At 65.3% G+C, this 24,288-nt stretch carries 21 protein-coding genes; 13 read left to right on the plus strand and 8 right to left on the minus strand.

Features of this window, described 5'->3' with window-relative positions; genetic code table 11:
• Together AOT83_RS21510 and AOT83_RS21515 are read right to left on the minus strand one after the other, a co-directional pair.
• Positions 1-990: a phosphotransferase family protein gene (locus tag AOT83_RS21510; protein WP_057964457.1), complete on the minus strand. Its 990-nt coding sequence runs from the start codon at positions 988-990 to the stop codon at positions 1-3.
• Positions 987-1,241, minus strand: a complete 255-nt coding sequence (locus AOT83_RS21515; RefSeq protein WP_057964510.1) for a hypothetical protein — start codon at positions 1,239-1,241, stop codon at positions 987-989. Before AOT83_RS21515 ends, AOT83_RS21510 begins: the two co-directional genes overlap by 4 nt.
• A 71-nt stretch (positions 1,242-1,312) precedes the next feature.
• On the opposite strand from AOT83_RS21515, the gene AOT83_RS21520 reads away from it, so the two are divergent.
• Positions 1,313-2,311 (plus strand): LLM class flavin-dependent oxidoreductase, encoded by a 999-nt coding sequence (locus AOT83_RS21520; RefSeq protein WP_057964458.1) that lies wholly within the window; start codon positions 1,313-1,315, stop codon positions 2,309-2,311.
• On the opposite strand, the gene AOT83_RS21525 is transcribed toward AOT83_RS21520, so the two are convergent.
• On the minus strand, positions 2,286-3,824 hold the full coding sequence (locus AOT83_RS21525) for a hypothetical protein (protein ID WP_057964511.1): 1,539 nt from the start codon (positions 3,822-3,824) through the stop codon (positions 2,286-2,288). The genes AOT83_RS21520 and AOT83_RS21525 overlap by 26 nt on opposite strands.
• A 99-nt stretch (positions 3,825-3,923) precedes the next feature.
• On the opposite strand from AOT83_RS21525, the gene AOT83_RS21530 reads away from it, so the two are divergent.
• The 5 genes from AOT83_RS21530 (at position 3,924) to AOT83_RS21550 (ending at position 8,256) form a co-directional block, all read left to right on the plus strand.
• Positions 3,924-4,829, plus strand: coding sequence for a sulfurtransferase (locus tag AOT83_RS21530; RefSeq protein ID WP_057964459.1), 906 nt, complete (start codon positions 3,924-3,926; stop codon positions 4,827-4,829).
• Positions 4,826-5,236 (plus strand): SufE family protein, encoded by a 411-nt coding sequence (locus AOT83_RS21535; protein ID WP_057964460.1) that lies wholly within the window; start codon positions 4,826-4,828, stop codon positions 5,234-5,236. The genes AOT83_RS21530 and AOT83_RS21535 overlap by 4 nt, the downstream gene beginning before the upstream one ends.
• A gap of 167 nt (positions 5,237-5,403) precedes the next feature.
• Positions 5,404-7,203, plus strand: a complete 1,800-nt coding sequence (locus AOT83_RS21540; protein WP_057964461.1) for an acetyl/propionyl/methylcrotonyl-CoA carboxylase subunit alpha — start codon at positions 5,404-5,406, stop codon at positions 7,201-7,203.
• 84 nt (positions 7,204-7,287) lie between these two features.
• Positions 7,288-7,614 carry a hypothetical protein gene (locus tag AOT83_RS21545; RefSeq protein WP_057964462.1) on the plus strand — a complete coding sequence of 109 codons (327 nt, stop codon included), beginning with the start codon at positions 7,288-7,290 and terminating at the stop codon, positions 7,612-7,614.
• 51 nt (positions 7,615-7,665) lie between these two features.
• Positions 7,666-8,256, plus strand: coding sequence for an NAD(P)H-dependent oxidoreductase (locus tag AOT83_RS21550; protein ID WP_057964463.1), 591 nt, complete (start codon positions 7,666-7,668; stop codon positions 8,254-8,256).
• Position 8,257: 1 nt separating this feature from the next.
• Here the strand turns inward: AOT83_RS21550 and lat are convergent, their stop codons facing one another.
• Together lat and AOT83_RS21560 are read right to left on the minus strand one after the other, a co-directional pair.
• Positions 8,258-9,562 (minus strand): L-lysine 6-transaminase, encoded by a 1,305-nt coding sequence (lat, locus tag AOT83_RS21555; RefSeq protein WP_234797691.1) that lies wholly within the window; start codon positions 9,560-9,562, stop codon positions 8,258-8,260.
• Between the two features lie 125 nt (positions 9,563-9,687).
• Positions 9,688-10,164, minus strand: coding sequence for an Lrp/AsnC family transcriptional regulator (locus AOT83_RS21560; RefSeq protein WP_057964465.1), 477 nt, complete (start codon positions 10,162-10,164; stop codon positions 9,688-9,690).
• Positions 10,165-10,254: 90 nt separating this feature from the next.
• Between AOT83_RS21560 and AOT83_RS21565 the strand changes: the two genes are divergently transcribed.
• Positions 10,255-11,562: a VOC family protein gene (locus AOT83_RS21565; RefSeq protein ID WP_057964466.1), complete on the plus strand. Its 1,308-nt coding sequence runs from the start codon at positions 10,255-10,257 to the stop codon at positions 11,560-11,562.
• Positions 11,559-13,118 (plus strand): aldehyde dehydrogenase family protein, encoded by a 1,560-nt coding sequence (locus AOT83_RS21570; RefSeq protein WP_057964467.1) that lies wholly within the window; start codon positions 11,559-11,561, stop codon positions 13,116-13,118. Before AOT83_RS21565 ends, AOT83_RS21570 begins: the two co-directional genes overlap by 4 nt.
• 9 nt (positions 13,119-13,127) lie before the next feature.
• On the opposite strand, the gene AOT83_RS21575 is transcribed toward AOT83_RS21570, so the two are convergent.
• Entirely contained in the window at positions 13,128-14,519 is a 1,392-nt protein-coding gene (locus tag AOT83_RS21575; protein ID WP_057964512.1) for an SDR family oxidoreductase, read from the minus strand.
• 151 nt (positions 14,520-14,670) lie between these two features.
• Here AOT83_RS21575 and AOT83_RS21580 point away from each other — a divergent pair, with 151 nt between their 5' ends.
• From AOT83_RS21580 to AOT83_RS21600, 5 genes are read left to right on the plus strand one after another with little or no spacing between them, the layout of a single operon-like run.
• Positions 14,671-15,351: a TetR/AcrR family transcriptional regulator gene (locus AOT83_RS21580; protein WP_030096853.1), complete on the plus strand. Its 681-nt coding sequence runs from the start codon at positions 14,671-14,673 to the stop codon at positions 15,349-15,351.
• Positions 15,352-15,380: 29 nt separating this feature from the next.
• Entirely contained in the window at positions 15,381-19,928 is a 4,548-nt protein-coding gene (locus AOT83_RS21585; RefSeq protein ID WP_057964468.1) for an ATP-dependent helicase, read from the plus strand.
• Positions 19,929-19,938: 10 nt separating this feature from the next.
• Positions 19,939-20,328 carry a VOC family protein gene (locus tag AOT83_RS21590; RefSeq protein ID WP_057964469.1) on the plus strand — a complete coding sequence of 130 codons (390 nt, stop codon included), beginning with the start codon at positions 19,939-19,941 and terminating at the stop codon, positions 20,326-20,328.
• Positions 20,325-20,927, plus strand: a complete 603-nt coding sequence (locus tag AOT83_RS21595) for a pyridoxamine 5'-phosphate oxidase family protein (RefSeq protein WP_057964470.1) — start codon at positions 20,325-20,327, stop codon at positions 20,925-20,927. The genes AOT83_RS21590 and AOT83_RS21595 overlap by 4 nt, the downstream gene beginning before the upstream one ends.
• Positions 20,924-21,595, plus strand: coding sequence for a hypothetical protein (locus AOT83_RS21600; RefSeq protein WP_057964471.1), 672 nt, complete (start codon positions 20,924-20,926; stop codon positions 21,593-21,595). Before AOT83_RS21595 ends, AOT83_RS21600 begins: the two co-directional genes overlap by 4 nt.
• On the opposite strand, the gene AOT83_RS21605 is transcribed toward AOT83_RS21600, so the two are convergent.
• Together AOT83_RS21605 and AOT83_RS21610 are read right to left on the minus strand one after the other, a co-directional pair.
• The gene (locus tag AOT83_RS21605; protein WP_198530418.1) at positions 21,584-22,438 is read right to left on the minus strand and encodes a pseudouridine synthase; all 855 of its coding nucleotides are present in this window, start codon (positions 22,436-22,438) and stop codon (positions 21,584-21,586) included. The two genes, AOT83_RS21600 and AOT83_RS21605, sit on opposite strands and share 12 nt — an antisense overlap.
• Positions 22,439-22,498: 60 nt before the next feature.
• On the minus strand, positions 22,499-24,265 hold the full coding sequence (locus AOT83_RS21610) for a glycerol-3-phosphate dehydrogenase/oxidase (RefSeq protein ID WP_057964473.1): 1,767 nt from the start codon (positions 24,263-24,265) through the stop codon (positions 22,499-22,501).
• Between the last annotated feature and the right edge of the window lie 23 nt (positions 24,266-24,288).

The following is a 24,288-nucleotide window of genomic DNA, read 5'->3' on the forward strand; positions in this document are numbered from 1 at the left end:
CTACGGCTTCGTCAACATCAACAGGTCCCACTCGATCTCGGGTATCCGGCGACCGCTTGCGGCCATCACAATGTCCCGCACGCTACCGTCCAGATACGACTTCGCTTGCGCGGCAAGGCCAACACCCCACCACAGCGTGCCCAACACCTTCCACCACTGGAACCTGTCGGCGTCAAACGTTCCGCCTGCATCCTCGTACGCATGCACAAACACCTCACGGCCCGCGAAGCCACCGAACTCGCGTTCGTCGACACCGAACCGCCACATCCGCAGCGCGGTCCAGCCGACATCGCGCATGGGATCTCCGAAACGAGTGGTGCCCTCCCAGTCGAGAACCGCACGCAAGCCATCCTCGCCGACGATCACGTTGCCATTGCGAATATCGTTGTGCACCAGGCATCGCCGAGCGGGTGGCCCGGGCATGCGCTCGGTCAGCCAGGACAGCGTGCGCTGGAATACCGGCCGATCCGGAAGCAGCGCAGCCACCCCCTCACGCATTTGTTCCAGCAGGACAACCGCCGGCTCGGCCTCCGGGGCACCGGGCAGATCCGGCGGAGCCATCGCCGGATCTATCCCATGGAGGCGACCCATCGCCGCACCAAGCTGCTCGGCCACCAGATCTTCGATCCCGGCGGACTGCACCAGCCGCAGCACCTTACGGGGAACCGTCTCGCCCGCGATGCGTTCGGAGATCATGAAGGGCGCGCCCACATATGAGGCCTCGGAACACACGCCACGAACCCGCGGCACCGGAACACCGTGGCTGCGCGCCAGCTCACGCACCCCGGCCTCACTACCTACCGGGACCTGCTGCACGACCGCGGGCACAATGGTCGCGACCAGCTCGAGAGTCTCACCCCCGAATGTGGCATCCAACAGCACATTTCGCCGTCGCGCGCCCGCGGAAACACCAACCACGCCAGACACCTGGAACTTCTTACCGAATTCGTCATGCAGATAACGGGTGAGCCCGTCGGCCAGGTCGGTCATTCGCCCTCCCAGGCGTCGTACCCAGGCTTGACGATCGCGAGTTCACTACGCACCGCTTCGGCCAGGTCTTCCCATGACGGGTCATCGGCAGGCGGGTGCGCGGGCGTGGTCAGTTCTCGCCGCAGAATCCTGGCGATGTTGGCCCCGACACGGGCGCGATGCACCGAGGATGCGGGCAGCTCGGATTGGAGGTCGTCGAGCAGTTCGGCGAGAGCACCCGCCAGTTCCGCTGCGGTCGGAAGGAAGGGCACCATACGTTTGTACCGTCTATGGTGCGTCCCACGGGGGAATAGCGAAGAAACGCCGTGGGTTGCTCCAGTTCATGGCGAGACCTTTGTCGATTCTGGATCTGGCGCGGGTGGCGCCGCACGAGACCGTGGCCGAGAGCTTCGCCGCCAGCGTCGAGATCGCGCGGCACGCCGAAGCGCTGGGATTTCACCGCGTCTGGTACGCCGAACACCACAACATGCGGTCCATTGCCTCGTCGGCGACCAGTGTCCTGATCGGACATGTGGCCACCCAGACGTCGACCATCAGACTGGGCGCGGGCGGCATCATGTTGCCCAACCATTCCCCGCTGCAGATCGCCGAGCAGTTCGGCACCCTCGAAACCCTGCACCCTGGACGCATCGATCTCGGTCTCGGCCGCGCCCCGGGGACGGATCAGGTGACGCTGCGCGCGTTGCGGCACTCCCCCGCCGATGCCGAGCACTTTCCGCAGGATGTGATCGAGCTGCAGGCATATCTGAGCGAACAGAGCCGGGTCCCGGCGGTCACCGCGACACCGGGGCACGGGACACACGTACCCCTCTACATCCTTGGGTCGTCGTTGTTCGGCGCACAGCTGGCGGCGGTGCTGGGCTTGCCCTACGGTTTCGCCTCCCACTTCGCGCCTCCCGCGCTGCGGGATGCGGTGGCGCTGTATCGGCGGGAGTTCCAGCCCTCCGAGCAGCTGCCGGAGCCGTACGTGATCGCCGGGGTCAACGTCATTGCCGCCGACGACGAAGACACCGCCCGGGAGCAGTACCGGTCGGCGCTGATCGAACGTGCCAAGCTTTTCCTGCATCGCGGCGGAGGTCCGCGCCTCACCGACGACGAGGCCCTTGCCGCACTGGAATCCCCTGCCGGGCAACAGATCAAGGCGATGACGAAGTACTTTGCGGTCGGCACTCCAGCTCAGGTGAGCGCATACTTGGACGACTTTGCACAGCTGGCCGAGGCCGATGAGCTCATCGTGGTGCCCAACGCGCCCGACCGGAAGTTGCAGCTGCGGTCGCTGGAGATCGTGGCCGAGGTCAGCGGGCTGACTCCACGCGACTGAACGCAGGTGTCGGCGACTGATCGGGCGATGCGGTGAGGTACGTCCTCGACAACGCGAGGGCGACCGCCACGACCACTACCAACACGTACACCGGTAGCAGATGCTCGAAATGCGTGTACCCGATGGCGAAATGAATTGCCAAGACCGGCACGGTGCCGAATGCGCATCCGATCAACAACGACCACCACACCCAACGCTCACCACGGCGCCAGCCCCACAGACTGATCAGGAGAACCGCCAGGCCTGCTCCCATCAACGCACCACCGAAGCCCGCCCGATCGTGCGCGATAAACGGCGGCAGGTGCTGGTTGGCGGCACGCAATGCCTCGGCACTGGTACCAAGGAAATCGAGATCGGTGGGGACGAACACCGAGGTCAGACCGACCGTTGAAATCACCGCTCCGGCAACGAACAACCCACCACCAACGGCGATCATCAGCAGCTGCCCCCACAGGGCGCGGCGCCGCTCGGACTCCGGCCCCTCCACGACCGGTGGCCAGTGCGGCACCGAGGGAGCGCGCCACACGGCGAGCAGCAACATGGGGAACAATCCCACGACGACGAGCGTGTGTAGCGGCTCCAGAAAACCTGTCACCAGGAAGTAGAAGTACGTCAGGAACGCGACGAGCCCGGCAATCAACAGAGCATTGCGGGCCCATCGGTGCCCTTCCCTGAGCCCACCCCAAGCCAAACCCAGGTACAGAACTCCGATACCAATCATGTTGCCCGCCATGGTGAGCCGATCATGCTGCAGAAAGCCGACCAGATGATGGTTCACACCATGCAGATCGTGCACCGAGAGTCCGAGGTAGTCGCGGTCGTACCACAACAGCACCGGCCCCAGCGCAATGGTGGCCGCTCCGATACCCGCGATGATCAGTCCGATTCCGACCAGCGCACCCCATATCCACCCCGGCCATCGACGCGGATCGAAACCAATATCACGCAACGGCTTTGGCGGCGATGTCGGTGTGGCGGCTTCGATCACCCGGTTGAACCAGCCCGGGCCGGCGGCGATCAGCACCGCCGGCGTGGCGAGCACCGTCGCCGACGGGTCAGCGAGCGCACGCACCGCGGCGTCGATCGTGGGTTCGGTCAGTCGCACCGTCCCGGGCTCCCCGGGCAGCGACACCGCATCGACGTAAGGCGCCAGTTCCTGAGCCACCTCGGCCGTAGCGGCGACCGCGATGACCCGGCACCTGCGGTCGGCACTGACTCGCCGAACCGCGTCCACGTCGGCGGTCTGCACCGGCCCGATCTGGACGACAGTGGCCCCCTGCACCGGCAACACCGCAACCGCCTCGCGCGCGATCGGGACCGGCACCGTCGCTCCGAACCGGCCCTGCCATTGCGGCGGAACCGGCCGATGATCGAAAACCCAGGGAATCCAGCGCCGTCCCCCGGCATGCGTCACCACCGCCGCCAGTACTTTCATCGCCCACACCCGTGTCCGGCGCTCACCGACGACGGACGACGCCAGCGGGCTCAGCGGGTGGTAAGTCCAGTCCGGCATTGGCGAATTCTCGCACCGCGACCAGCAACGCACCGGGTATCTGAACTCGGTATCCAACTCGATGAGCCGACCGCCCTCGAACGCGACTAGGCTCACAACGTGACTCTCCCGGCCGACCCCAGCCCCGAATTTGCCGCCTATGCCCACCCCGAACGCCTGGTCTCCGCCGACTGGCTCTCGGGACACCTGGGCACTCCCGGACTGTCCATCGTGGAGTCCGACGAGGACGTCCTGCTCTACGACATTGGGCACGTCCCCGGTGCGGTGAAGATCGACTGGCACGTCGACCTCAACGACAGCACGGTCCGCGACTACATCGACGGCGCGCAGTTCGCAGAGCTGATGAACCGCAAGGGGATCCGCCGCGAGGACACGGTCGTCATCTATGGCGACAAGTCCAACTGGTGGGCTGCCTACGCGTTGTGGGTGTTCACGCTGTTCGGCCACCCGGACGTCCGGCTCCTGGACGGTGGGCGCGATCTGTGGATCTCCGAGGGTCGCGACACCACCCTCGACGTTCCGTCCAAGCACACCGAGGGCTACCCCGTGGTGGATCGCAACGACGCCCCGATCCGCGCCTACGCCGACGATGTGTTGGCCCACCTCGGGCACGGACCGCTCGTCGACGTGCGCTCCCCCGCCGAATACACCGGCGAACGCACCCACATGCCCGATTACCCGGAGGAAGGCGCGCTGCGCGGCGGACACATCCCCACCGCAGTCTCGATCCCGTGGGCCAAGGCCGCCGCAGAAGACAGCAGATTCCGTCGCCGTCGCGAGCTGGACGAGATCTACGGCGACGTCATCGCCGCCGAGGGGGACATCGTCGCCTACTGCCGCATCGGTGAGCGTTCCAGCCACACTTGGTTCGTGCTCACCCACCTGCTGGGTGTCGAGGGCGTCCGTAACTACGACGGGTCCTGGACGGAATGGGGCAACCGGGTACGCACTCCGATCGTCAAGGGCGAGAAGCCCGGGGCACTGCCTCAACCTCACCAGGCATGACCCTTCCGGCAGAGCTCGCAGAGATCGTCGCCGATTTCAAGGCCGTCGACGGGCAGGACAAGCTGCGCTTGTTGCTGGAGTTCTCGGGCGAATTGCCTGATTTGCCATCGCATTTGGAGCAGGCGGCGATGGAACCGGTGCCGGAGTGCCAGTCACCGCTGTTCCTGGACGTCGACGCAAGCGACCGTTCCGGCATCCGGCTGTACTTCAGCGCGCCCGCCGAGGCCCCGACGACACGCGGGTTCGCCTCGATCCTGCATCAGGGTCTGGACGGCCAGTCAGCAGAGGCGATCTTGGCGGTACCCGACGACTTCTACGCCGAACTCGGATTGGCAGAGCTGATCAGCCCACTGCGGCTGCGCGGAATGTCGGCGATGCTGGCGCGCATCAAACGAAGATTGTCCTGAACCTACTCATCAGTAGGTAAAAACAGGGGCGGCACACCCCATCCCGGATGTGTGTTTGATGCCACGGATGCATAAACTCACTGCCGAGACTCTAAGAAAGCGGTAAAACTCAGGAAGTAGGAGTCCCGATGAGCCGCTTGCGCGAAGAACCAACAACAGGAGGCCCGGTGCCCAATCACGCCAGCTCGAAGATCAGCAAGGTACTCGTCGCCAACCGCGGCGAGATTGCCGTTCGGGTGATCCGCGCGGCGAAGGACGCCGGCCTGGGCAGCGTCGCGATCTACGCCGAGCCCGACGCCGACGCGCCCCATGTTCACCTCGCCGACGAGGCCTTCGGCATCGGCGGTAACACCGCCGCCGAGTCCTACCTGGATTTCGGCAAGATCCTGGAGGCCGCCGAGAAGTCCGGCGCCAACGCTGTCCACCCCGGCTACGGTTTCCTCTCCGAGAATGCCGACTTCGCCCAGGCCGTCATCGACGCCGGGTTGATCTGGATCGGGCCCAGCCCGCAGTCCATCCGCGACCTCGGTGACAAGGTCACCGCCCGCCACATCGCCGCACGGGCCCAGGCCCCGCTGGTGCCCGGTACCCCGGACCCGGTGAAGGATGCCGACGAGGTCGTCGCCTTCGCCAAGGAGCACGGTCTGCCGATCGCCATCAAGGCGGCCTTCGGTGGTGGTGGCCGCGGCATGAAGGTGGCCCGCACCCTCGAAGAGGTTCCCGAGCTGTTCGAGTCCGCCACCCGCGAGGCCGTCGCAGCCTTCGGTCGTGGCGAGTGCTTCGTGGAGCGCTACCTGGACAAGCCGCGCCACGTCGAGGCGCAGGTCATCGCCGATCAGCACGGCAATGTCATCGTCGCCGGTACCCGCGACTGCTCACTGCAGCGCCGCTTCCAGAAGCTTGTCGAGGAGGCGCCCGCGCCGTTCCTGACCGACGCTCAGCGCAAGGAGATCCACGAGTCGGCCAAGCGCATCTGCAAGGAAGCCGGCTACTACGGTGCCGGCACCGTCGAGTACCTGGTCGGCCAGGACGGCCTGATCTCATTCCTCGAGGTCAACACCCGTCTGCAGGTGGAACACCCGGTCACCGAGGAGACCGCAGGCGTCGACCTGGTGCTGGAGCAGTTCAAGATCGCCAATGGCGAGGCCCTTGAGTTCACCGAGGACCCGACGCCGCGCGGCCACTCGATCGAGTTCCGCATCAACGGCGAGGACGCCGGCCGTAACTTCCTGCCCGCCCCCGGCCCGGTCAAGGTCTACGACACCCCCACCGGCCCCGGTGTGCGCCTGGACTCGGGTGTGCAGGCCGGTTCGGTGATCGGTGGACAGTTCGACTCGATGCTGGCCAAGCTGATCGTCACCGGCCGCGACCGCAACGAGGCGCTGGCCCGCTCGCGGCGTGCCCTGGCCGAGTTCAACGTCGAGGGTCTGGCCACCGTCATCCCGTTCCACCGCGCAGTGGTCTCCGATCCCGCCTTCATCGGCGACGAGGACGGCTTCACCGTGCACACCCGCTGGATCGAGACCGAGTGGGACAACACCGTCGAGCCCTTCACCGCTGACGCCGCAGAAGGCGAAGAGGACGAGGCTCTGCCCCGCCAGAAGCTGGTCGTCGAGGTCGGCGGCCGTCGCCTCGAGGTGTCGCTGCCCGGTGACATCTCGCTCGGTGGCGGAGGCGGCGGCGCCGCGAACGGTGTCATCCGCAAGAAGCCCAAGGCGCGCAAGCGCGGGGGCCACGGTGGCGGCGGCGCCACCGGTGACTCGGTGACCGCTCCGATGCAGGGCACCGTCGTCAAGGTCGCGGTGGAAGAGGGCCAGGAGGTCGAGGCCGGCGAGCTGATCGTGGTGCTGGAAGCCATGAAGATGGAGAACCCGGTCACCGCGCACAAGGCCGGCACCATCACCGGGCTCAGCGTCGAGGCAGGTGCCGCTATCACCCAGGGCACCGTGATCGCCGAGATCAAGTAAGACTGTTGTCGCCGAGCGTGAAGCTGTGGCGGGATTCTCACCGAATTGCCGCCATGGTTTCACGCTCGACGCGTTTCTAGGCTCATGGAAACCATCGAGATCAATGCGGGTGCATGGTACTTGCGCGCCCTGCGGGCCGACGAACGCATGGACGATCGCCCGGCACTGACCTCACTCGGTGTCGACGATGCCGACTATGTATCCGCGCGCGCAGCCGATTGGGACTCCGATCGCCTCTACAGCTGGGCCGTCTGCGAACCGACCACCGCCGAGATGGTCGCCGAGGTACGGCTCGACCCCGCCACCGGGGGCATCGAATCGCGGGCCCGCGACGACTACCCGGGCTCGACGAGTGCCGAGCAGGAAGCCGTCGCCGCCGTGCGCCGCTTCGCCGATGCCATGCTGGCGTGACGGAAAGAAACCACTTGACCTCGAGTGCACTTTAGGTACGACGATGGGCGCGTGAACACGTCAACCACCCCGCTGCGCCTTGCCGTGATCTGCGCCAGTACGCGTGATGGTCGGTTCGGCCCCACTGTCGCGAACTGGATCGCAGAAAAGGCCCGGCATCATCCGTCGTTCCATGCCGGCTACATCGACCTCGCGGAATACCCACTTCCCCTTCACCTTTCCCGCAGACCGGGGGCCGACGACACCGCCCATCTGGCCAAGATGACGGCACGGCTGCGCATTGCCGACGCATTTCTCGTGGTCACTCCGGAGTACAACCACAGCTTCCCCGCCCCGTTGAAGAACCTGATCGACTGGCATCACAGCGAGTGGCAGGCCAAGCCGGTCGGATTCACGTCCTACGGCGGCATGTCAGGAGGGTTGCGCGCCATCGAGCAGCTGCGCCTGGTGTTCGCCGAACTGCATGCCGTGACTACCCGTGACGTGGTCAGTTTCCACGGCGTGTGGAGCCAATTCGATGACGCCGGCCAGCTCGTCGACAGCCGCGACGCGGAAACCGCCGCCAAGACGATGCTCGATGAGCTGGCATGGTGGGGTTCCGCGTTACGGACAGCGCGGGAGCACTCCCCCTACGCCTGGTGAGCTATGTCCGGGGAGACTGCGCCAGCACCCGTGATACCGCGGCCACCGCAGCGTCGATCTCCTCGGCACTGACGATCAGCGGCGGACGGAACCGGACACTGTTCTTGCCGCTGGGCAACAGGATCACGTGCTCCTGCGACCACAGGCGCTCCACCAGATGATCGCGCTCCTGCGTGGTCGGCAGACTGAACGCGCACATCAGCCCGCGGCCCCGCACGTCGCCAATCTCGCCGTGCCGCAGCGCCAGGGTCTGCAGACGGTCCAGTAGGTACTCGCCCATCCGAGCCGCATTGCCGAAAAGCCGCTGCGCCTCAATCACTTCCAGGATGCGGCGAGAGCGCACCATATCGACCAGGTTTCCGCCCCAGGTGGAGTTGATGCGTGAGCTGACGGCGAAGACGTTGTCGGCGACCTCATCGACACGACCGCCCGCCATGACCCCGCACACCTGCGTCTTCTTGCCAAACGCCACAATGTCGGGAGTCACGCCCAGCTGTTGGAATGCCCACGCCGTACCGGTGAGGCCACACCCGGTCTGCACCTCGTCGAAGACGAACAGGGCGTCATTCTCGTGACACAGCGCGCGCATGGCGTGGAAGAACTCGGGGCGGAAATGATGATCTCCACCCTCACCCTGAATCGGCTCGGCAATGAAACATGCTATGTCGTGCGGATTTTCGGCGAACACACGGCGGGCCTGTGCCAGTGCGGCAGTCTCCAGCTCTTCGACATCGGCGTCGGGGCGCAGGTACGGCGCATCGATGCGCGGCCAGTCGAACTTGGGGAACCGCGCCACCTTGTTGGGATCGGTGTTCGTCAGCGACATGGTGTAGCCACTTCGGCCGTGGAAGGCCTCGCGCAGGTGTAATACCTTGGTGCCCAAGGCTGGATCGATTCCGTGCGCCTCGTTCCAGCGGCTCTTCCAATCAAATGCCACCTTCAGTGCGTTCTCTACCGCCAGCGCTCCGCCGTCGACGAAGAACAGGTGCGGTAGCGCCGGGTCACCGAGCACTCGCGCGAAAGTGTCGACGAACCTGGCCATCTCGACGGTGTAGATATCCGAATTGCTCGGCTTGTTGATGGCAGCCCGGGTCAGTTCGGCACGGAACTCGCCGTCCTCGGCGAGCATCGGGTGGTTCATCCCCAGCGCCGACGACGCGAAGAAGGTGAACATGTCGAGATAGGTGGTCCCGTCGCGCGCATCCACCAGATGCGCCCCGCGCGAACGCTCCAGGTCGAGCACGAGGTCCATTCCGTCGGCCAGAATGCTGCGCCGCAGCACCTCATGCACCCGATCCGGTGTCACCGGGTCCGGACGCGTCGCCTCGTCATCGGTCGTGGAGCCTACGTGGGCCCCCGGGAACATGAGTGCGGTCATAGGACCCACATTAACGGAGTATTTACGACTTCTCTACATCAAGACAAGAATATTTACGGCACTAGCTGGCGGCCATCGTAAAAAGTTTGTAAGATGATGGTGCTTCGCGTGCGAACATTGGCTGTGGTGCGGATCAGCTGCAGCAGCTCCTCGAGCGCACGCGGCGAGGGCACTCGCACCAGGAGGATGTAGCTTTCCTCGCCCGCCACCGAGTGGCACGACTCGATGGCGTCAATGTGCTCAAGCCGTGCCGGAGCATCATCGGGTTGCGAAGGATCGAGAGGGGTGATTGCCACGAACGCCGAGAGCAGTTGGCCCACCGACTCCGGATTGACCCTGGCCGCATATCCGGTGAGAACACCGCGGGATTCCAGCCGCCGCACACGAGTTTGCACCGCCGAGATCGACAGCCCGGCCTTTGCCGCCAGATGCGCCAGGGTCGCCCGGCCATCGCGAGCCAACTCGCGCACCAGAATTCGGTCGACGTCATCAAGCGGACGCTCGGGCGTTCTCTCGGAATCCGCAGTCACGGGGGGAGAGTACCGCGACCACGGACCACAAGGAACGAACTTGCGCAGGCCAATCACGTCAACTGTGAGAACAACTACAGGACACATTCGATGACCGATCTCATCCCCTGCTGGGAACTGCGCGCAGGTTTCGCGGCAGCGCTGTCCCGGATGTATGGGACGGAAGTTCCCGCGTACAACACGCTGGTCGATGTCAGCACGGAGGTTAACCAGACTTACGCCACAACACATCCGGATGCCGAACGGCTCGGCTCGATTGATCGCGTGACCGCCGAGCGCCACGGCGCGATCCGGGTGGGCAGCCCGCGAGAACTCGCCGCCGTCGCCGACCTGTTCGAAGCGTTCGGAATGTATCCCGTTGACTTTTACGACTTGCGTGACGCCGCGTCGCCGGTACCCGTGGTCTCGACGGCATTTCGGCCCATCGATGAAAAAGAATTGGCACTCAACCCCTTCCGAGTGTTCACCTCCATGCTTGCGACCGCCGACCGCCGGTTCTTCGACGCGGAACTGCGCACGCGCGTGGATCACTTCGTACGGCGGCGAGAGCTGTTCGATCCGGCACTGCTGGCCCACGCGCGGCTGATCAGCGCTGCGGGCGGAGCCACCCCGGCGCAGGCCGAGGACTTCATTCGCGAAGCTGTGAAGTCGTTCGCACTGTCCACCGCCCCCATCGATCGGGCCTGGTATGACGAGCTTTCCGCGGTCTCACCGGTCGCCGCGGACATCGCCGGCGTGGGCGGCACACACATCAACCATCTGACACCGCGCGTGCTCGATATCGACGACCTGTACCGGCGGATGACGGCACGCGGCATCACCATGATCGACGCGATCCAGGGGCCACCGCGCTGGCATGGACCCGATGTCCTCCTGCGGCAGACCTCATTCCGGGCACTGGCCGAGCCACGCCGTTTCCTCATGCCCGATGGCACCGTGACCAGCGACACGCTGCGGGTCCGGTTCGGCGAAGTCGAGGCACGGGGCATAGCCCTCACCCCCACCGGCCGCACTCGCTACGACGCCGCGATGATCGCCATCGACACCGCACAGGCAGATCCCGAACAGGCCGCGTCTATTTGGGCCGATCACTTTCCCGATACCGAGGCCGGTCTGGCCGAGCAGGAACTCGCATACTTCCGCACGGACGCCGGCGCCGACGGCGAGATCGTGCGCCGCCCCATCGTGTATGAGGATTTCCTGCCGCGTTCGGCCGCTGGGATATTCCGGTCCAATCTCGACGACGACGGCGCATACGGGGATAGTGCCGACGATTACGCCGCCGACTACTCGAAGGATTGGATGTCGGGCGCCATAGGGCGGGACATCCACGATCCGTACGCGCTCTACGCCGCCATCGCCGCACAATCTGACCTCACGATAGGAGCCGATCGATGACCACCACACTGCCTACCGCATCCCCCGAGGTGCTGCCAACCGCCGACGAGCTGCGCACGCGCGCCCAGAACGCGCTGCGGTGGATCGGCGCGGACGTAGTACTGAGCACGGGAGCGGGAGAAGGTGGCGGCGTAACGGTCCGTACCCCTATCACCGGCGACACGCTGTTCACGCTCGCGGCCAGCTCGACGGAGGATGTCGATAACGCCATCACCGAAGCCGCCCAGGCATTTTCACAATGGCGCACCACCCCGGCGCCTGTGCGCGGTGCATTGGTGGCCCGTCTCGGCGAGCTGCTGACGGAGCACAAGAAGGATCTCGCCGAATTGGTGACCATCGAGGCCGGAAAGATTGTCTCGGAGGCACTCGGCGAGGTCCAGGAGATGATCGACATCTGCCAATTCGCGGTAGGGCTGTCCCGGCAGCTCTATGGCAAGACGATGGCCTCCGAGCGTGCCGGGCATCGACTCATGGAGTCCTGGCATCCACTGGGCGTGGTCGGAGTCATTTCCGCGTTCAACTTCCCGGTGGCCGTGTGGTCATGGAACACCGCGATCGCCCTTGTCTGCGGTGACACCGTGGTGTGGAAGCCATCCGAGTTGACACCACTGACTGCCGTTGCCTGCCAGGCACTCTTGGACCGCGCCGCCGCCGACGTGGGGGCGCCGCCGGAGGTGAGCCGGCTGATCCAGGGCGGCCGTGAGGTCGGCGAACAACTCGTCGACGATCCACGCGTCGCGCTGGTGAGTGCGACAGGGTCGGTGCGGATGGGCCAACAGGTGGGCCCGCGGGTGGCTGCCCGCTTCGGCCGGTCGCTGCTCGAGTTGGGCGGTAACAACGCGGCCATCGTGACGCCCTCGGCGGATCTGGATCTTGCGGTGCGCGGAATCGTGTTCTCGGCCGCGGGCACCGCGGGCCAGCGCTGTACCACCCTGCGGCGGTTGATCGTTCACCACTCTGTCGCTGATGCGCTGGTCGAACGCATCGTCAACGCTTACGGCCAGCTTCCGGTAGGCGATCCATTCAGCGACCAGACCCTGATAGGCCCACTGATCAACGAGAAGTCGTTCCGCGATATGCAGGACGCACTGGAAACCGCCCGCGCGCAGGGCGGGACGGTCATCGGCGGCGAACGCCGCGATCTGGGTGACGGCGCTTACTACGTCACCCCCGCCGTGGTGCGGATGCCCGAACAGGGTGATGTCGTACACCGGGAGACCTTCGCCCCGATTCTGTACGTGCTCGGCTACGACACCCTCGACGAGGCGATCGCACTGAACAACGCAGTGCCCCAGGGCCTTTCCTCGGCGATCTTCACCCTAGACATGCGCGAGGCCGAGCGTTTCCTGGCCGCCGACGGATCCGACTGTGGAATCGCTAACGTCAACATCGGCACCTCGGGCGCCGAGATCGGCGGAGCGTTCGGCGGAGAGAAGGAGACGGGCGGTGGCCGCGAGTCCGGCTCCGACTCATGGAAGGCATACATGCGGCGTGCCACGAACACCGTCAACTACTCCACCGAGCTGCCGTTGGCTCAGGGCGTGCATTTCGGCTAGTCGGATGGACTACCAGGGGTGCGGCTGGAAGTCCTTCAGGAAGCAGCCGTAGAGATCGACGCCGCGCTCGCCCTGCACGATGGGGTCGTAAACCCGGGCCGCACCGTCCACCAGATCCAGCGGCGCGCGAAACCCTTCTTGCGCCAGACGCATCTTGCTGGTGTGTGGACGCTCATCGGTGATCCAGCCGGTGTCGACCGCAGTCATCAGGATGCCTTCGGAAAACAGTTCACCCGCACTGGTCCTGGTCAGCATATTCAACGCGGCCTTGGCCATGTTCGTGTGCGGATGCCCCGGCCCCTTGTAACCCCGCGAGAAATTGCCCTCCATCGCAGATACGTTCACCACGTACTTGCGCCGGGCCGTCGAGGCACGCATTGCGGGCCGCAGCCGCGACAACAGAATGAACGGCGCCACGCTGTTACACAGTTGCACCTCAAGCAGTTCCAGCGGGTCAATCTGGTCGACCGTCTGCACCCAGCTGTTGGTGTCGACGAGGTCGGGCAACAGCCCACCGGCGTCGACGGCGGTGCCGTCGACAATCCGGTCCGGGGTGGCCGAACCTGCTGTCAAGGCCAACGACACCAGCGAGTGTGCGGCGGCTTCGGAACCCTCGCCCAGCGCCAGAGTATGGGGATGCAACTCGCTGGAATCTCCCATCGCCGTAATCGGGACACGTGCAGCGGCGCCGCTGAGAGGCGCCTGTTCTGCGTCAACCAAGGACGTGTAGGAGCCCGGGCTGCGGCGGACCGTCTGGGCGGCATTGTTGATCAGAATGTCCAACGGTCCCTGCGCGGCAACTTCATCGGCGAAACGAGCCACCTGGGCGGGGTCACGCAGGTCGATGCCCACAATGCTCAGCCGGTCGAGCCAACTCGCAGCATCGGGCAGCTGGGCGAATCTGCGCGCCGCGTCCCGCGGGAATCGGGTAGTGATCGTGAGGCTGGCACCGTCGCGCAACAACATCAGGGCGATGTACATCCCGATCTTGGCGCGGCCACCGGTCAGCACGGCCCGTCGCCCGGTCAGGTCTGTGCGCTGATCACGCCGGGACCTGTTGGCAGGCGCACAATCCGGACACAGCTGGTGGTGGAACGCATCAATCTCTGTGTATCTGACCTTGCAGATGTAGCAATGCTGGGGACGCCGCAGCGTCCCGACCGCGTCCCCACCACGCAGCGGCAGGCCGGCCGTCTCGTCATCGATCCGATCGGCCGATCCGGTCGCGGTGGCCCCGATCACCGCACGGTCGGCTTCCAGCTCCGCCTGGCGCGCCTCGCGGCGGCGCTGCCTCTTGAGAATTTTGAACAGCTTCGCGACTCCGCGTTGCACGGCAATCGAATCGGGATGATCGGGTGCAAGCGCGGCGGCCTGATCCAGGACACGCCCAAAGATGGCCATGTCCTCGGGGTCGATGTGCTTAGCCACCGACGCAGTGTAGTTAGAGGGCCAGCAGTTCTCGTAATAGCAGATCTGATGAAGCCCGTCCGCCGCTCGTCCGTGCGCACCGATCGGGCCAACCACGACCCTGCTGCCTAGTAAAATCTGCTGGATGACCGACGACTCCGATGCAGTTCGCCCGAGCGGCTCATCGCCCCGTCGGCGGCTCACCCCTGAGGACCGACGTGCCGAGCTACTGGAGTTCGGTACGCAACTATTCGGCGAACGTCACTATGACGACGTCCGCATGGACGAGGTAGCTGAGCAGGCGGGTGTGTCACGAGCGCTGCTGTACCGCTACTTTCCCGACAAGCGCTCCTTCTACACCGCGGTGATGCAGGCCGAGTACGACAGGCTCTACGACGCCACCATCTCGCTGGATATGGATCCGACTCTTTCCGGTTTCGAGCGGCTCCGGCGGACTCTTCTGGTGTACCTGCACTACCAGGAGGAGCATCCCTACGCGCCGGTGACCGTGTTCCGCATGATCGATTCTGCCGATCCCACCGTCGCAGCGATAGAGCAGCAGGAATACGACAAGCAGACCGATCGCATCATGGCCGTCGTCGAACATGTCGCCGGCGACGAACTAACCCCGGATCTCGTCACCGCCCTGCGCGTGGTCATCCGGGCCTGGCTGACCTTCAACCAGGAACTGGCGCGTCAACGGGCCATCAATCCGGATCTGGACGTCGACTGGCTGGCCGATACCTCCGCGCACGCCATGATCGACGCCGTCCGGCGGGTACCGAACATCCCGAAAGCAGTGGTGGACCTCATGGGTGCCGATTAATTGTCGGCCCCTGTTGGCACGATGGTCCGATGAGCAGCGAGTCCGGTCCACTCGCCCGGTTCTCGGCACCTACCCGGGAATGGTTCGCCGAATCATTCCCGGCTCCCACCCAGGCGCAGTCCGGTGCATGGCAGTCCATCGCCAAGGGCGACAACACCCTCGTCATCGCCCCTACCGGGTCCGGCAAAACCCTCGCGGCGTTTCTGTGGGCCATCGACACCCTGGCCGGCGCCAACCCCGAGCTGAATATCGCCGCCGGTGCGGCTCCGGCTCGGCGCGGAACCCGGGTCCTGTACATCTCACCGCTCAAGGCGCTCGCCGTCGATGTCGAGCGGAACCTGCGTGCCCCCCTTGCCGGGATTGCCCGCACCGCACAGCGGATGGGCCTGGCCGAGCCATCCATCACTATCGGGGTGCGCTCGGGCGACACCCCCGCGCAACGCCGCCGGGCGCTGATCTCCTCTCCCCCGGACATCCTCATCACCACCCCGGAGTCACTGTTCCTGATGCTGACCTCCGCCGCACGCGAGACATTGGAAACAGTCACCACCGTCATCGTGGACGAGGTCCACGCGGTGGCCGGAACCAAACGCGGTGCGCACCTTGCGCTCTCGCTTGAACGGCTGGACGATCGTCTTTCCCGGCCAGCACAGCGCATTGGCCTGTCGGCGACGGTGAAACCCGCAGCTGAGGTCGCCCGCTTCCTGTCCGGTCGCGCCCCGGCCAACGTCGTCGCCCCCGCCAGCCCGAAGACCTTCGACCTGTCGGTGGTGGTGCCCGTTTCGGATATGAGCGCCCCAGACACCTACCCCGACGCCGAGGCCTCCAACGCGGGCACCAACACGATTTGGCCACATGTCGAGCAGCGCATCGTCGACCTCATCGAGGCGCACCGCTCGAGCATCGTCTTTGCCAATTCACGTCGCCTCGCCGAGCGGCTCACCGCTCGGTTCAACGAGATTCACGCTGAGCGCCTGGGGGTGGATCTCACCCCGGTGGCCAATCCCGGCGTACCTGGAGGGCCCCCGGCGCACATCATGGGCAGCGGGCAGACCTACGGTGCCGCACCCTTGCTGGCCCGGGCGCATCATGGCTCGGTCAGCAAGGAGCAGCGCGCGAACATCGAAGAGGACCTCAAGACCGGCCGGCTCAGATGCGTAGTGGCCACCAGCAGCCTCGAACTCGGAATCGACATGGGCGCCGTGGATCTGGTAGTTCAGGTAGAGGCGCCACCGTCGGTGGCCAGCGGACTGCAACGCATCGGCAGGGCCGGACACCAAGTCGGCGAAACCTCCAGAGGTGTTCTTTTCCCGAAGCACCGCACCGATCTGCTGGGCTGCGCGGTCACGGTGCGGCGCATGCTCGACGGTGATATCGAAACCCTGCAGGTACCCGCCAATCCGCTGGACATCCTGGCGCAACACACCGTGGCCGCATGTGCACTGGATCCGCTGGACGTCGAGACCTGGTTCGACGTGGTCAGACGCAGCGCCTCCTTCACCTCCCTGCCGCGCAGTGCGTTTGACGCCGTGCTCGACTTACTCAGCGGCAAGTACCCGTCCACCGATTTCGCCGAGTTGCGTCCGCGCGTCGTCTACGACAGAGACGCGGGAACGCTCACCGGACGGCCCGGCGCGCAACGGCTGGCAGTCACGTCCGGGGGCGCCATTCCCGATCGCGGCCTGTTCACGGTGTACATGTATGCCGGCGCCGAGGGCGAGAAGCCATCACGGGTAGGCGAACTCGACGAGGAAATGGTGTACGAGTCACGCCCGGGGGACGTCATCTCCTTAGGGGCCACCAGCTGGCGCATCACCGAGATCACCCACGAACGGGTGATCGTGGTCCCGGCCTTCGGCCAACCGGGCAGGTTGCCGTTCTGGCGCGGCGACGCGGTAGGGCGGGCCGCCGAGCTGGGCATGGCACTGGGACACCTGACCGGCGAGCTGGCCGCAGCCGGTGACGCCGAATTCGATAAACGTTGTGCCGATATGGGATTCGATGACTTTGCGATCGGCAATCTACGAAAGCTGCTCACCGACCAGCTGCAGTCCACCGGCGCCGTCCCCACCGACACCACACTGATCGTCGAGAGATTCCGCGATGAACTCGGCGACTGGCGCATCGTGCTGCACTCGCCGTACGGACTGCGGGTCAACGGCCCATTGGCGCTGGCCGTCGCCGATCGGCTCCAACAGCGCTACGGGGTCAGCGAGTCACCCACAGCCACCGACGACGGGATCGTGGTCCGACTGCCCGATACCGATGACAGTCCCCCCGGGGCAAGCCTTTTCGTCTTCGACGCCGCCGAGATCGAGGCGATCGTGACGCGGGAGGTCGGCGGTTCGGCACTCTTCGCGGCCCGGTTCCGCGAATGCGCCGCGCGCGCTCTGCTCCTTCCACGCCGAACTCCCGGGCGCCGATCACCACTGTGGCAGCAACGCCAGCGCGCCGCGCAACTGCTCGATGTCGCGCGCAAGCACTCCGATTTCCCGATGGTGCTTGAGGCGTTACGCGAATGCCTGCAGGACGTTTACGACATCGGAACCCTGGTGCGGTTGATGTCGAGTATCGAGCAGCGCCGGATCCGGATCGTCGAGGTACAGACCGAGGTACCTTCTCCCTTCGCTGCCGCACAACTGTTCAGCTATATCGGCGGATTCATGTACGACGAGGATCGCCCCCTGGCCGAGCGACGTGCCGCTGCTCTCTCGCTGGACACTGGTCTGCTCGCCGAGCTCATGGGACGGGTGGAACTGCGCGAGCTGCTCGACCCGGCAGTCATCGAGACGACCGAGAAACAACTGCAGCACCTCGTCGACGAACGCAAGGCCCGCGACGCCGAGGGCCTCGCCGATCTGTTCCGCCTCTTGGGCCCCATCACCACCGAAGAGGTCAGCGCCCGCTGCTCCGGCGCGGGGGCCGATTGGCTGCGCGAGCTCGTCGCCGCGCACCGGGTGATCGAGACCCACTACGGGCAGCGTGCCTGGTGGGCGGCCGTCGAGGATGCGGCACGGCTGCGTGACGCGCTCGGGGTGCCGGTACCGCCGGGTGTGCCTGCGGCCTTCACCGACGCGACGGCCGATCCGCTCGGGGAGCTGCTGGGCCGATACGCCAGGACACACGGCCCATTCACCACCGGGCAGGCCGCCGAACGCTTTGGTATCGGTATTCGTGTTGCCGCCGACGCCTTGGCGGCACTGGCCGCACGCGGCCAGTTGGTACGTGGCGAATTCACCTCCGAAGCAACAGATTCTGAACAGTGGTGCGATGCCGAAGTCCTGCGGATCCTGCGCCGACGGTCCCTGGCTGCGCTGCGCGCGCAGGTGGAGCCCGTCAGCACATCGGCATTCGCACGGTTTCTGCCCGATTGGCAGTACCTCGATTCCAGCCTGCGCGGCGTCGACGGAGTCGCCACCGTCATCGACCAGCTGGCCGGGGTGCCGATACCCGCATCTGCATGGGAGCCACTGATTCTGGCGCGCCGGGTCCGCGATTACTCGCCCCAGATGCTCGATGAGCTGCTTGCCTCCGGAGAGGCGGTGTGGTCTGGACACGGCTCGATCACCGCGCAGGACGGCTGGATCGCCTTGCATCCGAGCGAGGTCGCACCGGCCACACTGGCCGCACCGGATTCGGTGGTTCTGGACGAGGCGCACCGCGCGATTCTCGATGGCCTCGCCGCCGGCGGTGGATTCTTTTTCCGCCAGTTCGGCGACGGGGCGACACGCGCGGCGTTATGGGACCTGGTGTGGGCGGGACGGGTGACGGGTGACACCTTTGCGCCGCTGCGAGCGCTCCTGGGCACCGCCGCCACATCGCGTACGACGCACCGAAACCGGCGAGCTCCGAGGCTGCGTGCCTACACACCAATCCCCACCGCGGCACCGGTCGATCCCGCGGTCGCCGGCCGGTGGTCATTGCTCCCGGAGAGGCTTGCCGACGGGACTGAACGTTCGCACACACAGGCCGAGTTGCTGCTCGGGCGGTACGGCGTGGTGACCAAGGGCAGCGTCGTCGCCGAGGGAGTCGCGGGCGGTTTCGCCTGGCTGTACAAGGTGTTGTCGACGTTTGAGGACAACGGGCGCTGTCGCCGGGGCTATTTCGTCGAATCACTTGGGGGTGCGCAGTTCGCTTCTCCCTCGACCGTCGACAGGCTGCGCGAATACCTCGACACGGTCGACGACGAACGCACGCCGCAGCGGGCGACGGTGCTGGCGGCAACCGACCCCGCCAATCCGTATGGCGCGGCCCTGGTGTGGCCACGGGCCGCGTCCGATTCCGGTCATCGACCGGGCCGCAAAGCCGGGGCGCTCGTGGCGCTCGTCGATGGCCATCTGGTGCTGTACATCGAAAGGGGCGGCAAGTCGCTGCTCAGTTTCGTGACCGATCCCACGATGCTGCATGCCGCGGCGTTGGGCACGATGGATTTGGTACGCGCCGGTGGGCTCGATGGTCTAGTAGTCGAAAAAATCGATGGCAGATCGGTTTTCGACATCGGAGAGTCCGCAGTGAGCACGGCGTTACTGGAAGCCGGTTTCGGGCGGACGCCGAAGGGACTGAGAGTGCGCCGATGAGGAGACAGCAATGAAGGTGACACGGTTTGACCACGTGGTGATCAACTGCACCGACGTGGACACCACTGCGGCCTGGTATCAGCGCGTCCTCGGCATGACTCGGGAGACTTTCGGCCCCGCCGGCCGCACGGCTCTGACATTCGGCGCTCAGAAGATCAACCTGCGGCCAGTCTCGGCCACCCAGGAGGAGTGGTTCACCGGCCTGGCCGCGGCGGCCGGCTCCGATGATCTGTGCTTCATCACCGACGTTTCTCCCGCCGAGGTTCGCGAGCATCTCACGTCATGTGGGATAGATATCGAGCAGGGGCCGGTGACCAAGATCGGTGCGCTGGGCGCGATGACATCGCACTACTGCAGGGACCCCGACGGAAACCTCATCGAGATCGCGGTATACCCATGAGCAACAACCACTATCACTACATCGCCTTCGGCACGGATGCGATCGAGCGCCAGCGAGTCAACGGCAGCTACGTCGCCTACGGCACACACCTGGAACGCCCGGATGACGGCCCCGACGATCTGGGATCGCGGGAGTTACGGATGATCACCGAGGCGACCCAATTCTGTCTGGGCACCGTGACCCCGACGGGGTGGCCCTATCTGCAATACCGCAGCGGCCCGGCGGGATTCGTGCGTCATCTCGGCGGGAACACCGTGCGGTTCGCCGATCTTCCGGGCAACAACCAATTCGTGACCCTCGGAAACCTCGCCGCCGACAATCGGCTGGCGATGTTCTTCATCGACTACCCGCGCAAGCAGCGCCTCAAGGTTTTTGGCCGCGGCACCGTGCACGACGACACCCGCCGCGAGATCGAAGTGACCGTGGAGGCATTCGACTGGAACTGTTCGCGCAGCATCATTCCCCGCTATGACCAGCAATACCTGTCCGATCTCGGCAAGGCCTATCAGGAGAAGGCCGCCGCCAGGGAGGCTGAGCTCACCGCCGAAATCGAGCGACTACGCGCACGGGTAGCCGACCTTGAAGCCACACCCCAGTGACCCCTCTCGCCGCTGATCGGGTGCTGCGGACCCACGCGACCCGGTTCAAGCATTGGCTACAGGAGTATCCCGGCAACGAGATCGGATATCCGCACTGGAAACACGTCGAAACCCATTTCTCCGAGCTACTCGTCACCGGCGGTGTCGGCCGGCTCAACCAGGACGAGCTGACGGCACTGCTTTACCTCATCGCTAGGGGCTGGGACATCGGCCGGATGATCGCGTGGCTGTCGAACACACCCACGTTGTCCAACCTCGGCGACCTTGAGCGAGAAGACTTCCTGATACTCGCCCGGCAGGCCGCAACCATCGAGGGCACCGAATACGACGACGCGCGATACCAATTCGCGGCTTCCATCCGAAAGCTGGGGCCGCTCAACGCAGATACCGAATCCGTTCTGCTGGCCTTCTACGACAGCACCGATGAATACACCAAACGCCTAGCGCTCATCTCCCTGGCGCAGGGTGGATATCCCGGCATCCGGGCGCTGATCGAAGAATCCTGGCGCACGATCGAGGAAGAACATCACAAGATCGGCTGCTTGGAATGTCTGAGTGAGTACGTCGGTGACGAGACGCTACTGCGCGAGTACCTGGACAAGGCCAGAGATCTACCGGGCCGCTACCTGCGGGACTACGCCGAACATCTCCGCGCGTCACTGCCCTAGAGTCCTCGCCGACTCGTACAGGACGTCCTTGCCCGTCAACGGGTCACGAAACGCCAAAGAGCGCGCCAGGAGTTGTAGCGGATGTGCGAAATCGTCCGACGCCACCTCGCGCACCTGCGGATACAGCGGGTCGTTGACGATCGGGATGCCCAGGCTGTTCAGATGGACCCGCAGCTGATGGGTCTGGCCGGTGCTCGGAGTCAGGCGATATCTGCCTGTCGGACCATCGTGATCGACCAGCTCGATATGGGTCTCGGCGTTCGTCGGCCCCGGCTCCTCGACCGCCTGAAGGATGTTGCGCCGCTTGATGATCCTGCTCCGCAACGTGACCGGCAGAGCCACTCCGGGATCGACGGGCGCCAAGGCCTCATAGATCTTGGCGACCTGCCGCTGCGCAAAGAGCGATTGATACGCGGATCGGACCTCGCGGCGCACCGTGAACAGGAGCACCCCCGCGGTGAGCCGGTCCAGACGATGCGCGGGTGCCAGTTCCGGCAGGTCCAGCGTCCTGCGCAGACGTACCAGCGCTGTCTCGGCGACATGCCGCCCGCGCGGCATCGTTGAGAGGAAATGCGGCTTGTCGACCACCAGAACGTTTTCTTCCCAATGCAATATGTCGACGGCGAAGGGTACGGGAACCTCCACAGCCACGTCGCGATACGTGTACACCACCGATCCCGAGGGCAGGCGCGTATCCGTGGTGATCGGCGCACCCGCGGCGTCGACAACCTCGCCACGGCTCACCTTACCGGCGGCGTCCGAACCGAATCGGGATACCAGCTCGTCAACCACTCGCCCGTCTTCTCGCAAGCGGATTCGCACCGGCCCCAAGCCGTCTCGCACCGGTAGCGGCGGCTCAGGAGCCCTTCTTCTGGGGCTCACCAGCGCAACCTATATCGCGTCTTACTTGGACGGCGACAATACGTCGGTCACCGGCTCGACGATGAACGACCGCGCCTCGGGTGCGGCCACCCGCAACGCATCCGCCGACGCATCGTCGGGCTGACGTTGCGAACGTACCTCCGCGTCGACCCGCGCACGGTAGGTATCCACCTCGCGCACAATGTCTTCCGCGGACCAGCCAAGCACAGGAGCCACCAGCTCGGCGACCTCCTGGGCGCAGTCGACACCACGATGCGGGTACTCGATGGCAATGCGCATACGCCGGGCGAGGATGTCCTCCAGGTGCAGGGCACCCTCGGCCGCCACCGCGTAGAGCGCCTCGACCTTCAAGTACATCGGCGCCTTCGCGATCGGCTGCAACAGGCTGTGATCCGATCCCGCACAAGCCAGGACTTCGCCGATCAGCGAACCGTATCGGTCTAACAGGTGCCGTACCCGGTAGGGATGCAGGCCGTAGGTCTCCCCGACGTGTTCTGTCTGATTGATCAGCGCGAAGTATCCGTCGGCGCCCAGCAGCGGCACCTTCTCGGTAATCGAGGGCGCCACCCGCGCCGGCACGAATTCGCTTGCCATGTCAATGGCATCGGCGGCCATCACGCGATACGTCGTGTACTTGCCACCGGCGATGGCCACCAGCCCCGGAGCGGCGACCGCCACGGCGTGCTCGCGGGAGAGTTTCGACGTGTCGTCATCCTCCCCGGCCAGCAGCGGCCGCAATCCCGCGTAGACGCCATCGATATCGTTGTGCGTCAACGGTGTTGCCAACACCGTGTTCACCTTGTCCAGGATGTAGTCGATATCGACTTTGGTGGCTGCCGGGTGCGCCAGGTCGAGATTCCATTCGGTGTCGGTGGTCCCGATGATCCAGTGGTTACCCCATGGGATGACGAACAGCACCGACTTTTCGGTCCGCAGGATGATCGCCACCTCGCTGACGATTCTGTCCCGTGGCACCACGATATGCACACCCTTGGACGCGGTCACCCGGAACCGGCCACGGGTGCGCGACAGCGCCTGAATCTCGTCGGTCCACACCCCGGTCGCATTGACGACGACATGCCCGCGAACCTCGGTTTCGGCGCCGTTCTCGGTGTCCCGCACCACCACACCGGTGACGCGATCACCCTCACGCAGCAGCGAGACCACCTGAGTGGATGTCCTGACCACGGCCCCGTAGTGCGCCGCCGTCCGGGCCACATTCATGGTGTGCCGAGCATCGTCGACCACGGTGTCGTAGTAGCGGATACCGCCGATGAGCGAGTTGCGCTTCAGTCCGGGCGCCAGCCTCAGCGCGCCGGCGCGGGTGAGATGTTTCTGGGCGGGAACAGATTTCGCGCCACCCATCTGGTCATACAAGAAAATCCCGGCGGCAATGTAGGGACGTTCCCACCACCGATTGGTCAACGGGAACAAGAACGGCAGCGGCTTGACCAGATGAGGCGCCAATGTCGAGAGCGATAACTCTCGCTCGCGCAATGCCTCCTGAACCAACCCGAATTCGAGCTGCTCAAGGTAGCGCAGGCCGCCGTGGAACATCTTCGAGGAGCGGCTCGATGTCCCGGCGGCGAAGTCACGCGCCTCGACCAGCGCCACCTTCAGCCCGCGAGTGGCGGCATCCAGAGCCGATCCGGCGCCAACCACACCGCCGCCGATCACGATGACATCGAACTGCTCGGATCCCAGGCGCTCCCAGTTCAGCGAACGGGCCTGTGGTCCAAGGAACGTGTATGTGGGTCCACCTGCCGATGGGCTGGTTGCGTCACTCACGACTGCTCCCTTCCACGCCCATT

The organism is Mycobacteroides sp. H001, from assembly GCF_001440005.1.
GTDB classification, from domain to species: Bacteria; Actinomycetota; Actinomycetes; order Mycobacteriales; family Mycobacteriaceae; genus Mycobacterium; species Mycobacterium gwanakae.